Raw genomic sequence first — 13,594 nt, 5'->3', positions numbered from 1 at the left:
CAGACGATGCAGTCGCTAGGTCTGGTGAGTACACCGGTTTTGCTGCCGCTGCACGGCAGATCGCGAGCAAGCTCGCTCCTGCAGAGAAATCGTCACACCCAGGTCCTTAAACAAAAACGCCCCTGAAGCCAGACTTCAGAGGCGTTTTTGTTACCGGCTTGCTATCAGACCAGAACCGGCTGCGGCGTTTGCAGCGGCTGCAACGGCAGCAGCGGCGCATGCGGGTCGGCTTCGATGGAAGCTCTCCACGCAGCGAGCCATGCTTCGTGGCCTTCGCTCCAGACTCGCTCATGCAAGCGACCCAAGGCGACCGGGTCGCTGAGCAGCATCAGCCGCTCATGGTTGCTGAGCTTGTCCGGCCCGACGGCCAGGGCGTGATCGACGCGCTCCATGCGCACCACTTCGATCGGCTTGGCTGTACGGTGACGCGAGGTCGCCAATGCGCAGGCCAGCGCGTTCTGCTGCGGATCGACGACTGCACGAATGAAGCCATCTTTCAGCGCATGCCAGCGGTTCTCGTGGGTGTACTTGTCGGTCGAGATCAGTTCCTGCGGCGTGTCGTACTCCTCCGGAATCAGGAACAGCTTCTCGTCACGCGCCTTGAGGCCCAGATTGGTGCGGCTGGAAATCACCGACACCGGAATCGACAGCATCAACGACACCACGATAGGCGCCAGCCACCACAGGAAGCTCGGGTTCAGCCAGAACACCAGCAGAGCCCAGCACGCACCCAGCAGCGTTTGCGGGCCATGACGCTTCACGGCTTCGATCCACGGCGTGGAGTCATCGTCACGCTGCGGCGAATTCCAGGTCGCGGCCCAGCCCAGGAACGCAGCCAGTACGAAACGAGTGTGGAACAGCATGCGCACCGGAGCCAGCAGCATGGAGAACAGCATCTCCATCAGCATCGACAGCGTGACCTTGATGCGGCCGCCATAGCCTGTCGCACCCTTGGCCCAGATCAGAATGATACTGAGCAGCTTGGGCAGGAACAGCAGGACAATGGTGGTGGAGAAAAGCGCGACGGCTTTTTCCGGGTGCCATTGCGGCCAGAGCGGATACAACTGGCGTGGCTCAAGGAAGTAGGTCGGCTCCATCAGCGTGTTCATCGCCAGCAAGGCGGTGGACAACACCAGGAAGAAGAACCATAGCGGCGCCGACAGGTAGGACATCACGCCAGTCAGGAACACGGCCCGGTGAACCGGGTGCATGCCCTTGACCAGGAACAGCCTGAAGTTCATCAGGTTGCCGTGGCACCAGCGACGGTCACGCTTGAGTTCGTCCAGCAGGTTCGGCGGCAACTCTTCATAACTGCCCGGCAGATCGTACGCAATCCACACGCCCCAGCCGGCACGGCGCATGAGCGCAGCTTCAACGAAGTCGTGGGAGAGAATCGCACCGGCGAAGGCACCTTTACCGGGCAGCGGCGCCAGGGCGCAGTGCTCGATGAACGGCTTCATGCGGATGATCGCGTTGTGACCCCAGTAGTGGGATTCACCCAGCTGCCAGAAGTGCAGGCCGGCCGTGAACAGCGGGCCGTAAACGCGGGTCGCAAACTGCTGCATGCGCGCATACAGCGTGTCCATGCCCGACGCACGCGGCGCGGTCTGGATGATACCGGCGTCCGGCGTCGCTTCCATCAGGCGCACCAGGCTGGTGAGACACTCACCGCTCATGACGCTGTCGGCGTCGAGCACGACCATGTAGCGATAATCGCTGCCCCAACGACGGCAGAAGTCGTCGAGGTTGCCGCTCTTGCGCTTCACGCGACGGCGACGACGGCGATAAAAGATTTTGCCGAAGCCTTTGGTCTCGCGGCACACATCCAGCCAGGCCTGTTGCTCGGCCACGGCGATATCGGTGTCGTTGGTGTCGCTGAGCACGAAGAAATCGAAGCGGTCCAGATCGCCAGTGGCAGCCACCGATTCGAAAGTCGCACGCAGACCGGCGAACACGCGAGGCACGTCTTCATTGCAGATCGGCATCACCAACGCAGTACGCGCACCGGCTTCGATCGGCTCATTGCCGGCGCTTGCGCCCGAGATGCGGTACTTGTCGCGGCCGGTGAGCAATTCGAGAAAGCCCATCAGCGCGGTCCAGAAACCAGCCGATACCCAGCAGAACAGAATTCCGAACAGCAACAGGATGCTGGTCTGCAGCGCATACGGCAGAACCTGCAAAGCGGTTTGCACGAAAGTCTGGCGGGTGATTTCGTCCAGCGATACCAGCGACCAGCCCTGATACGGCAGGATGCCTTTCATGTACCAGCCGGCAACGATGGTCTGCCCCAGCATAAGGATCAGCAGGATATAGCGGCGGATCGAACCCACGGTACGCCAGCGCGACTCGGGCAGATCTTTCGGCAGATCGCTGTGATCCGGCTTGGGCGGATTGGTCTTGCCGGTCAGGCGACGCCAGCCACGCACCAGGATATTGGTGCGCCACGGCTCGGGCACGACCTTGGTGCGGCGAATCGGTGGAGTAGCCTTGAGGCACAGGCGACCGTTGGCATCGACGGCGAGCATCTCGGCGTCCTGCAACTCATCGGCGGTGGACAGCGTCAGGCGACGGCCCACCGAAGCCTGGGCGGCTCCGGTGGTTTCGCTGACCGACTGGGCCGACAGGCGTTCATGCAGCTCGGCGAACGAGTTGCAGCTGGCAAGTTCTGCCCGCTGCGCGTCCGTCATCGGTAAGTGGGCCAGATACTCTTCGAGTGATACTGGCACCGGAACTGAATTACTCATCGCTCGGCAACTGATAACTCCAGGTCTCGGTCATGACTTGCAACGTCTTGGCCGGCTCTGGATGGGTGGGTGCGGCCTCTGTTTCGGGCTGCTGGATCTCTTTACCGTCCTTGTCCTTGGCGACTTCCGCCTTGGCGACGTCGGCTTTCGCAGGCTCGGCCTTGGCGGCATCGCCTTTTGCAGCGTCAGGTTTGGCGGCATCCGCTTTGGCGGCGTCGGGCTTGGCTGGATCAGCCTTGGCGACTTCGACCTTGTCGGTAGCGGTGTCCTTGGCGACTGCAGGTTTCGCAGCTTCCTTGACGACCTTCTTCTCTTCTGTTTTGTCCGCAACCAGCAGTGCAGGTTCCTTGCCCGGTTCGGCCGGAATCTCGCGCAGCAGGTAAGCGCGCATTTCGGTCGGCTTGTTGCTGTCCTTGACCTTGACGCGCAGGGTCAGACGATAGCCCTTGGTGACCGGGTTGTAGCGCAGGTTGTTCTCGACCAGCTCGACGTTGTCGTCGGTGGTGACCTGGCTGCGGATGGTCTTGTCTTCAGGCAGTGCGGCAAGCACCGGGCCGACGAAATCGACCAGGAATGCCAGGCTGCCGTCAGGCTGACGGACCAGATTGGACTGACGCACGTCACCGATGGAACGCTGGGTCTGCTTGACCCAACCCAGGTCCGGCGAGTGGATCGCGTTTTCCTGCATGGTCCAGTGAATGCGGTAATCGAAGTTCATCGGCTCGCCCGGCGCAGCCAGGGTTTCCGGCTTCCAGAACGCAACGATGTTGTCATTGGTTTCGTCGGCGGTCGGGATCTCGACCAGATCGACCGTACCCTTGCCCCAATCGCCCTTCGGCTCGATCCAGGCGCTTGGGCGCTTGTCGTAGCGGTCGTCGAGGTCTTCGTACTGGCTGAAGTCGCGGCCACGTTGCAGCAGACCGAAACCACGCGGATTCTCGACCGAGAAGCTGCTGACGGCCAGGTGTTTAGGGTTGTTCAGCGGACGCCATACCCACTCGCCATTGGCTGCCTGGATGGACAGACCGCTGGAGTCGTGCAGTTCACGACGATAGTTGGGCACGCGGGACGGCTGGTTGGCGCCGAACAGGAACATGCTGGTCAACGGTGCAACGCCCAGCTTGGTGACCTTGTCACGCAGGAACATGCGCGACTTCACGTCGACCAGGGTGTTGGTGCCCGGACGCAGGGTCAGCTGGTAAGCGCCGGTGGCGCGAGGCGAATCGAGCAGCGCGAAGATCACCAGATGGTTGTCGTCGGCGCCCGGCTTCTCGATCCAGAACTCCTTGAAGCGCGGAAACTCTTCGCCGGTCGAAGCGGCGGTGTCGATGGCCATGCCGCGAGCGGACAAGCCGTAGACCTGACCTTTGCCGATCACGCGGAAATAGCTCGCGCCCAGCATGGTCATGATCTCGTCCTGCTTGTCGTCCTTGTTGATCGGGTAGAGGACGCGGAAACCGGCGTAGCCGAGCTTTTCGGTGGATTTGGGGTCGAACTTCACGTCGCCGAAATCGAAACGAGCGCTGTCGTACTTGATCTCTTCGACGGTGGTGGCCGTGACTTCGTTGATTTTTACCGGGGTATCGAAGTGCATGCCCTGATGATAGAAAGACAGCTTGAACGGCGTCTTGTCGGTTGCCCACTCAGCCTTGTCTTCGCGGAAACGAATCTTCTGGTAGTCCGCAAACTTCATTTCACGGAATTCGGTCGGCAGGTTGCTGCGTGGAGCTTCGAACTTCTGCCCGGCCAGTTCTTTGGCCTTTACCGCCACATCATCAAGATTGAACGCCCACAGCTGACCCGAGCCCAACAGGCAGACCAGAGCCGAGCTTGCCAAAAGCGCACTACGCAACCGTTTGACAGGTGTTTTTGGAGCATCACAGGGACTAACAATCACGAGCAACCCTCGCCGAAAACAGATGAAAAAACCAACGGCCAGCTATCGATGCCGGGTTGGCGAGCATTGTTCCGACTCCGAAAGGGCCTAATGATTCCCCAATCGGTGTCAGAACCGCGTTTGACATAACCCAGTGGATCAACCACTGACAATCCTGTAACGCGCGATTATCCAGTAGCGCGCGCTTCAACGCATCAGGTGTGAGAAGAAATTTTTCAGACGAATGTGCGAAAAATCCGAGCACCGTACGGTCGACGTTTTCCGTTCAGGATTCGAGCAGAAATGTCACCGGGCCATCATTCACTAGATGTACCTGCATGTCAGCTCCGAATTGGCCCGATGCTACATCCGGATGTGCCTTTGCGGCCTGGCTCAACAGGTAATCGAACAATTCCAGGCCCAGCGCCGGAGGAGCCGCTTTGGAGAAGCTGGGACGCATGCCGCTTCGCGTGTCCGCCGCCAGCGTGAACTGCGATACCAGCAGCAATCCGCCCTTCACGTCGCGCAGCGACAGGTTCATCTTGCCGCCGTCATCGCTGAAGACCCGATAGTTGAGCAGTTTATGCAGCAACTTGTCGGCGCTGGCCTGCGTGTCATGCGGCTCGATCCCCACCAGCACCATCAAACCCTGGGCGATGGCCCCAACCACTTCACCTTCCACTTCAACGCGTGCACTGCTCACGCGCTGCAACAAGCCTTTCATAGACGCTTTCCAGTCCCGAGAAAAATAGTTGAGCTGCGGATCAGGCTTCTTCGGGCGGCAAGTCGAGCAAGCGCCGCGCGATCTGCGCTGCAGCCCGGACCAGCGCATCGGTGATGCCCGGCTCGGCAGCCGCGTGGCCGGCGTCGCGGATGACCTGCAGTTCGCTGTTGGGCCAGGCCTGATGGAGATCCCAGGCGTTATCCAGCGGGCAGATCACATCGTAGCGACCGTGAACGATGATGCCCGGCAAGTGTGCGATCCGGGGCATGTCACGGATCAGCTGGTTCTCTTCCAGGAAAGCGTTGTTGGTGAAGTAATGGCATTCGATGCGTGCAATGGACAGCGCCCGTTGCGGCTCGGAAAAACGGTCGACAACCTGCGGATTGGGGCGCAAGGTGGCCGTGCGGCCTTCCCAGGTGGACCAGGCCTTGGCCGCATGCATCTGGGCGATCTGGTCCGGGCCGGTCAGGCGTTTGTGGAAGGCTGCCAGCAGGTTGTCGCGCTCATCCAGCGGGATCGGCGCCACGTAATCCTGCCAGTAGTCAGGGAACAGACGGCTGGCGCCTTTCTGGTAAAACCATTCGATTTCCTGTGGACGGCACAGGAAGATGCCGCGCAGGATCATGGCATGAACGCGTTCGGGGTGGGTCTGCGCATAGGCCAGCGCCAGGGTCGAGCCCCAGGACCCGCCGAACAGCACCCATTTTTCGATGCCCAGATGTTCGCGAATACGCTCCAGATCCTCCACCAGATGCCAGGTGGTATTGTTTTCCAGGCTCGCATGGGGCGTCGAGCGGCCACAGCCGCGCTGGTCGAAGGTGATGATGCGGTACAGGTTGGGATCGAAATAGCGGCGGCTCTGGGCATCGCAACCCGAACCCGGCCCGCCATGAATGAAAACCACCGGCAGGCCTTCGGGCGAGCCGCTTTCGTCGACGTAGAGCACATGCGGTTGTTCCACGGCCAGATCATGCCGGGCGTAGGGTTTGATCTGCGGGTACAAAGTCTGCATAGGTGCTCCGTAGGTTCGGTTCAGGGGCTTCTATCATTCTGCCGTTGGGCATCATAAACCCGAAACGAGGAATGAGCATGCTGCACATCATCGCCGCGGGTGCCTGACTGGAAATCGGCGCGCCGCCAGGGGCAAGACAGGCGAACCAGAGCATTCCACCCGAGTCGAAAGCTGGGTCGTGCGTTCAGTTATTTTGATTTTTTTCGGGAAATTACTGAGTACACGCCTACAGTCAAAGCATTCCGTTTTTTCATTCGTCAGACTACTTGAGGTCGTACCGATGTCTCAGGAACCACTCGTTCGTGATGCAGATGTGGCTGAATTCCGCACCGCCGTACTCGCCAAACTCACTTATGCAGTGGGCAAGGATCCTGACCATGCTTTCGAGCATGACTGGTTCGAGGCCATTGCTCTCGCGGCGCGCGACCACATGGTCGAGCACTGGATGGATCACACCCGGCAGATCTATCGCAAGGTGCAGAAACGCGTCTACTACCTCTCGCTGGAATTTCTCATCGGCCGCCTGCTGTACGACAGCCTGAGCAACCTGGGCCTGCTGGAAATCGCCCGCGAAGCGATGACCGAGCTTGGGGTGGACATCGAACGCATCCGCACCCTCGAACCGGACGCGGCCTTGGGGAACGGCGGCCTGGGTCGTCTGGCGGCCTGCTTCATGGAAAGCATGTCGACGCTGGGCATTGCCGGGCACGGCTACGGTATCCGCTACGAACACGGCCTGTTTCGCCAGGCGGTGGTGGATGGCTGGCAGCAGGAGCAGACCGAGAACTGGCTGGACTTCGGTAACCCGTGGGAGTTCGAGCGCCCGGAAGTGGTCTATCCGGTCGGTTTCAGCGGCAGCGTCGAGACGGTCCTGAATGAAACCGGTGAAGCGCGGCAGGTCTGGCGTCCTGCTGAAACCGTGCGGGCCATTGCCTATGACACGCCGGTGGTCGGCTGGCGCGGCGCAAGCGTCAACACGCTACGACTGTGGCGTGCCCGGGCCGTGGAAGACCTGCACCTGGAACGCTTCAACGCCGGCGACCACTTCGGGGCCGTCGCCGAAGTCGTCCGCGCAGAAAGCATTTCCCGCGTGCTGTACCCCAATGACGCCACCGAGGCCGGCCAGGAACTGCGCCTGCGCCAGGAATACTTCTTCGTCTCCGCATCGTTGCAGGACTTGCTGCGCCGCCACCTGAACATGCACGCCACCCTGACGGATCTGCCGGAGCACGCGGCCATCCAGATGAACGATACCCACCCGTCGATCGCGGTGGCCGAGCTGATGCGACTGCTGATCGACACCCACGGCATTTCCTGGGACACGGCATGGAAGATCACCGTCAACACCCTGGGCTATACGAACCACACGCTGCTGCCTGAAGCGCTGGAAACCTGGTCGGTTGGCCTGATGGAGCGCATGCTGCCGCGTCATATGCAGATCATTTACCTGATCAACGCCCAGCACATCGACCAGCTGCGCGCCAAGGGCATTCACGATTTCGACGTGCTGCGCGCCGTGTCGCTGATCGAAGAAGACAACGGCCGCCGCGTGCGCATGGGCAACCTGGCGTTCCTCGGTTCCCACAGCGTCAACGGTGTCTCGGCGCTGCATACCCAACTGATGCGCAAGACGGTGTTCGCCGAACTGCACAAGCTGTATCCCGAGCGAATCAACAACAAGACCAACGGCATCACTTTCCGGCGCTGGCTGTTCCAGGCCAACCCGCGGCTGACCGAGATGCTGGTCGAGGCACTGGGCGAGGACGTGCTGGACAACGCCGAAACCCGGTTGATCGAGCTGGAGCCGTTTGCCGAGAAGAGTTCGTTCCGCAAGCAGTTCGCCGACCAGCGCCTGCACAGCAAGCGCGCGCTGGCCGCGATCATCCACGAGCGACTGGGCATTACGGTCAATCCGGCGGCCATGTTCGACGTGCAGGTCAAACGGATCCACGAGTACAAGCGCCAGTTGCTCAACCTGTTCCATACCGTTGCGCTGTATCAGGCGATTCGTGCCGAGCCGGGTACGGACTGGGTGCCACGGGTGAAGATTTTCGCGGGCAAGGCGGCGGCGAGTTATCACTCGGCCAAGCTGATCGTCAAGCTCACCAACGATATCGCCCGCACCGTGAACAACGACCCGACCGTGCGTGGCCTGCTCAAAGTGGTGTTCATGCCCAACTACAACGTCAGCCTGGCCGAGAGCATCATTCCGGCAGCCGACCTGTCAGAACAGATCTCTACCGCGGGCCTGGAGGCGTCGGGCACCAGCAACATGAAGTTCGGCCTCAACGGCGCATTGACCATCGGCACGCTGGACGGTGCCAACGTGGAGATGAGCGAGCAGATCGGGCAGGAACACATGTTCATTTTCGGCATGACCTCGCAGCAGGTCGAAGCCCGCAAGCAGACCGGTGATTTCAGCGCCGTCGCCGACGTGGCCGCTTCGCCGCGCCTGAATGACGTGCTGATGGCGATTCGCGGCGGCGTGTTCTCGCCGGACGATCCGAACCGCTACGCCGGTCTGGTGGATCAGTTGCTGGCGTATGACCGCTTCCTGGTCTGCGCCGACTTCGACTCGTACTGGGCCGCCCAGGCCAAGGTCGAGGCCTGCTGGCACGAACCCAAGCAGTGGTGGCGCTCGGCGGTGCTCAATACCTCGAGGATGGGTTGGTTCTCGTCCGACCGGACCATCCGCGAATACGCGGGCGATATCTGGAAAGCGCTGGATTGAGTTGATCCGCCAGGACTGACACTCCGGGCACACCGCGACCCAATGGGAGGGAGCTTGCTGGCGACGAGGCCGATACGGCCTGAGGTGATTCATCGATTGAAATACCGTCGTCGCGAGCAAGCTGCCTCCCACAGGTCAACGCGTCCAGCCCCTTGTTAGCTATGTCCAATAGCTCCCGCCCTATATACTGCGCAGCGATAAACCTTCACACATCGAAAAGGATGTCGTCGCGTGCTATGGATTTGTCTGCTGTTGGGCGGTGCCGTGCTGGGCTATTCGCTGAGCTACGACGAGTGGCAGGGCATGCTCGTTGGCGCGGCTTGCGGCTGGGCAGTCTGTGCGAGCGTTCGCTTGTACTCGTTGCGCAAACGCTCGTTCGAGCAAGCGCAGCAACTGGAAACCACACGTAAAACCGTCGAATCGCTGCAACAGCGGCTCACGCTTCTCGAATTCCCGCCCGTCTCGAACTTCCAGCCTGTCGAGCCTGCCCAGGCTCCTGCGCCGCTGCCCGCCGACGCGGTGGTGGTCGCGGCGCACACCGATGGCCCGGAGCTGATCTGGGACTTGCCTGACGAACAACCATTACCCGCCAAGACCGACGAATCCGCCTGGCGCCCGGCACCCGATACCCGTGATGCCGCCCAGGCCAATCCGTTCGACAGCACCATCACCCGCGCCAGGAACTGGCTGCTGGGCGGCAATACGGTGTTGCGAGTCGGCGTCGTGCTGCTGTTTCTCGGCCTGGCCTTCCTGCTGCGCTACGCCACCGAAGGCATAGTGTTCCCGATCGAAGCGCGGTATGCCGCTGTTGCCGGTTGCGCGCTGGGCCTGCTGGGCCTGGGCTGGTGGCTGCGCCATCGCAACCCCCAATATGCATTGATGGTCCAGGGCGCCGGTGTCGGCGTACTGTACTTGACGGTATTCGCGGCGATGAAGCTGCATCCGCTGCTCGAGCCCTCCATGGGCTTTACCTTGCTGGTTGCGATCACCGCTTTTTCGACGATTCTGGCGGTCACCCAGAATGCGCTGGCCCTGGCGTGCGCAGGCGCGCTGGGCGGTTTCGCCGCGCCGTTGCTCGCGTCTACCGGGCAAGGCAGCCACGTCGCGCTGTTCAGCTATTTCGCGCTGCTCAATGCGGGCATTTTCGCCATTGCCTGGTTCAAGGCGTGGCGCGTGCTGAACCTGATCGGTTTCTTCGGCACCTTCGGCATCGGCTTCGCCTGGGGCATCAACAGCTACACGCCGGCAATGTTCTGGAGCACCGAACCGTTCCTGATCCTGTTCTTCCTGATGTATCTGGCCATCGGCCTGATGTTCGCCCGGCGCAAATTGCAGGAAACCGGCAGTGCCTCCGATGACCCGGCCATACAGTTGCGCAAGGGTGATTACGTCGACGGTACGTTGCTGTTCGGCACGCCCATCGTGGGTTTCGGTCTGCAATATGCGCTGGTGGAGCATCTGCAATTCGGCGCGGCGTTCAGCGCCCTGGCGCTCGGCGCGATCTACCTGGGGCTGGGCCGTTTGCTGGCGCTGCGTGCGCCCGGTCAAGCCGCGTTGCTGATGGAAACCTGTCTGGCGCTGGGCGTGGTGTTCGCGACCCTGGCGATTCCGCTGGGCCTGGGTTCGCAATGGACCACTTGCGCCTGGGCCGTCGAAGGCGCGGCGGTGTTCTGGCTGGGCATGCGCCAGGAGCGCTTGCTGGCACGCGGCTTCGGCCTTTTGCTGCAGATCGGCGCAGGCGCGGCGTTGCTCAACCAGCTGGACCTGTCCTACAGCGCGTTGCTCGACCACGGCGATTACTGGACGCCCATGGTCATGGCGATCGCCGCGCTGATCAGCGCCTGGTGCATCCACCGTTTCAACGGGCTGACGCGGCTCGACCCGAAGCTGGCAACCGCGTTGCTGCTCACGTGGGGCGCGGCGTGGTGGGCTTTTTCACTGATCTGCAGCGTGCTGTTGTTCGTGCCCGAGGTGTTCCAGCCGACATGGCTGCTGATCGCGGCTGCCGTCAGCGTCGCGCTCTGGGCCACGGTTGCCCTGCGTTTGCAGTGGCCGGACCTGGCGGTGTTGTGTACTGCATTGATGCCTGTCGCCAGTCTGTTACTGATCGGCTCGTTGCGTTTCGATTATCACCCTGCCGAACACTGGGGCTGGCTGGGCTGGCTGGCGGTCATCGCCGTGCATCTGCTGACCCTGCGCAAACTGGCGCCTGTGCTGCCGCGCATGGCTGGCGGCCTGGCCCACATCCTGGGCTGCTGGCTGGTGATTGCGCTGCTGGCGCTGGAACTGCGCATGGGCCTGATGCAGCTGTCCGAGCAGCACAATGCCTGGCGCTGGCTGGGCTGGGCCTTGCTGCCAAGTCTGTATCTGCTGGCGATGGCCCATCCGCGAAGCTGGCCATGGCCGATATCCGCCCAGCCTCGGGAATATCGAGTGTGGGCCGCCGCACCCATGGCGGTACTGATGCTGGCCTGGTTCTGGCTGGCGAACATCTTTAGCGACGGTGCCGCCGCGCCCCTGCCCTATGTTCCGTTGCTCAACCCGCTGGAACTCGGCCTGCTGTTCGCGTTGGCCGGCATCTGCCTGTGGATGCAGCGCTACCTGGCGCAACTGGGTTTCAGCGAAGCGGTGGCACAACGCAGCGCGCAGCTGGTCGTGGGTGCCTCGCTGTTCGTGCTGGTCACGGCCATGGTGATGCGCACCGCTCATCACTGGAACGATGTGCCTTGGGACGCCGACCATCTGCTGGCGTCGATGCAGGTCCAGGCCGGACTGTCCATCGTCTGGACGCTGATGGCACTGGCGTTGATGATCGGCGGCCATCTGCGGCGCAGGCGCGAAATGTGGATCGCCGGTGCGGCACTGATCGCCGTGGTGGTCGCCAAGCTGTTTTTCGTCGAACTGAGCGACCGAGGCTCGATGGCGCGCATCGTTTCGTTTATAGGTGTTGGCATGCTGCTATTAGTGGTGGGATATTTCGCACCATTACCGCCGAAACAGTCGGACAGAGAAGTCCGCAATGAGCCCGACCTGCCCTCTGCCGCAGAGCCGCGCCAGCCATGAGGAAACTGATCTTGAGCCGTCCGTTCACCTTGAAGATCGCGGTGCTGGGTGCCGTCCTGTGTTCGGGAATGATCGCCCACGCTCAGGACAAGCCCGCGGACTTCGCCAGCCAGACCCCGTTGACCCTCGAAGGCCAGGGTCCGTGGTATCGCATCGAACTGCCGCTGGCCGTGCAGCTCAATGCGCGCGACTCCAACCTGGGCGACGTCCGGGTGTTCAACGCCGCAGGTCAGGCACAAGCCTATGCGCTGGCGCAGCAGGTCCCGGCTCAGGAACAGACGTCGACGGCAGTAAAGTGGTTCCCGCTCTACACCACCGCCGAAGCCGGTGACGCGGTGCCGGTGATCCGTATCGAGCGCTCGGCCAGCGGCAGCGTGCTGGAAGTCCAGCCACAGAGTGACATCGAAGCCGGCGAAGAAATCCTGCGCGGCTGGTTGCTGGACACCAGCGCGATCCATGCACCGTTGGAGCAGTTGGTGATCGACTGGAACACCGAGCGCGAGGGTTTCCAGCATTTCACCATCGAGGCCAGCGACGATTTGCAGCATTGGCACTCGTGGGGTGAGGGCCAGGTCGCGCGGCTGTCGTTTTCCGATGAGGTTGTCGAGCAGCGCGAAGTCGGTCTGCCGGGCCACAGCGCCCGATACCTGCGGCTGTTATGGCGCGCACCGAGCAACGCGCCGACCCTGACTGCCGCGCATCTGCTCAGCGCGCCTACCGACAGCCCGGCCCTGCCGCTGACCTGGTCGCCAGTGATTGCCGGCAAGTCCGAGAAGCCTGACGAATACCTGTGGCAGTTGCCGGTCGGCCTGCCGGTGGAGCGGGTAAAGATCACCATCGCTCAGCCCAACAGCCTGGCACCGGCCACCCTGTACGGAAGACTCGATGACCAGCAGCCCTGGCAGGTGATCAGCAGCGGGTTGCTGTATCGCCTGACCCAGAACGGCAGCGATGCGGTGCAGGATCAGCTCCAGCTTTCGGGCCGGTTTTCCGGCCAGGTAGTTCGCCAGCTCAAACTCGAGGTAGACGATCGCGGCGGCGGACTGGGCGCGCAGGCGCCGGACATGAGCGTCGCTGTGCAGGCGACTCAAGTGGTGTTCCTGGCTCGGGGCGAAGGGCCGTTCACACTGGCGGTGGGCAATGCCCGGGCCAGACCCGCCAATCTGCCGCTGACCACGCTGATTCCCGACTTCGTGCCCCAACGGCTGAACGCTCTGGGCACGGCACGGCCCAGCACCGCGCCGGTTGCCGACATGGCGGCGGCGCCGCTGGCAGTTGCAGCACAAGGTCCCGATCTGAAACGTCTCGGACTCTGGGCGGTGCTGGTCATCGGCGTGTTGATGTTGGGCTGGATGGCCTTCACTACATGGCGGGCATCGGCCTCCAGGCGTTGACCAGAGCGCTTGTGGGCGTGCCTTTTGCAGCTACGCTGTGGCGGGTCGTG

Annotated in this window: 7 protein-coding genes; 3 read left to right on the top strand and 4 right to left on the bottom strand. The window is 62.1% G+C overall.

Annotation, left to right across the window (positions count from 1 at the left end):
• Window positions 1-164 precede the first annotated feature (164 nt).
• From mdoH to pip, 4 genes are all read right to left on the bottom strand, one after another.
• Window positions 165-2,744 carry a glucans biosynthesis glucosyltransferase MdoH gene (gene mdoH / locus EGJ27_RS06125; protein WP_125829836.1) on the bottom strand — a complete coding sequence of 860 codons (2,580 nt, stop codon included), beginning with the start codon at window positions 2,742-2,744 and terminating at the stop codon, window positions 165-167.
• On the bottom strand, window positions 2,737-4,641 hold the full coding sequence (locus EGJ27_RS06120; protein WP_125829835.1) for a glucan biosynthesis protein G: 1,905 nt from the start codon (window positions 4,639-4,641) through the stop codon (window positions 2,737-2,739). Before EGJ27_RS06120 ends, mdoH begins: the two co-directional genes overlap by 8 nt.
• A gap of 265 nt (window positions 4,642-4,906) precedes the next feature.
• Window positions 4,907-5,344, bottom strand: a complete 438-nt coding sequence (gene dtd / locus EGJ27_RS06115) for a D-aminoacyl-tRNA deacylase (protein WP_125829834.1) — start codon at window positions 5,342-5,344, stop codon at window positions 4,907-4,909.
• A 40-nt stretch (window positions 5,345-5,384) separates the two neighbouring features.
• Window positions 5,385-6,356 (bottom strand): prolyl aminopeptidase, encoded by a 972-nt coding sequence (pip, locus tag EGJ27_RS06110; protein ID WP_125829833.1) that lies wholly within the window; start codon window positions 6,354-6,356, stop codon window positions 5,385-5,387.
• 280 nt (window positions 6,357-6,636) lie between these two features.
• On the opposite strand from pip, the gene EGJ27_RS06105 reads away from it, so the two are divergent.
• From EGJ27_RS06105 to EGJ27_RS06095, 3 genes are all read left to right on the top strand, one after another.
• On the top strand, window positions 6,637-9,087 hold the full coding sequence (locus EGJ27_RS06105; RefSeq protein WP_125829832.1) for a glycogen/starch/alpha-glucan phosphorylase: 2,451 nt from the start codon (window positions 6,637-6,639) through the stop codon (window positions 9,085-9,087).
• Between the two features lie 231 nt (window positions 9,088-9,318).
• Window positions 9,319-12,150, top strand: a complete 2,832-nt coding sequence (locus tag EGJ27_RS06100) for a DUF2339 domain-containing protein (protein ID WP_125829831.1) — start codon at window positions 9,319-9,321, stop codon at window positions 12,148-12,150.
• Window positions 12,147-13,544 carry a DUF3999 domain-containing protein gene (locus EGJ27_RS06095; RefSeq protein ID WP_125829830.1) on the top strand — a complete coding sequence of 466 codons (1,398 nt, stop codon included), beginning with the start codon at window positions 12,147-12,149 and terminating at the stop codon, window positions 13,542-13,544. Before EGJ27_RS06100 ends, EGJ27_RS06095 begins: the two co-directional genes overlap by 4 nt.
• The last annotated feature ends 50 nt before the right edge of the window (window positions 13,545-13,594 follow it).

It is taken from the genome of Pseudomonas sp. v388, assembly GCF_003935425.1.
GTDB lineage: Bacteria > Pseudomonadota > Gammaproteobacteria > Pseudomonadales > Pseudomonadaceae > Aquipseudomonas.
The sequence above is the reverse complement of the archived record's forward strand: the minus strand, read 5'-3'. Positions and strand labels throughout refer to the sequence as shown.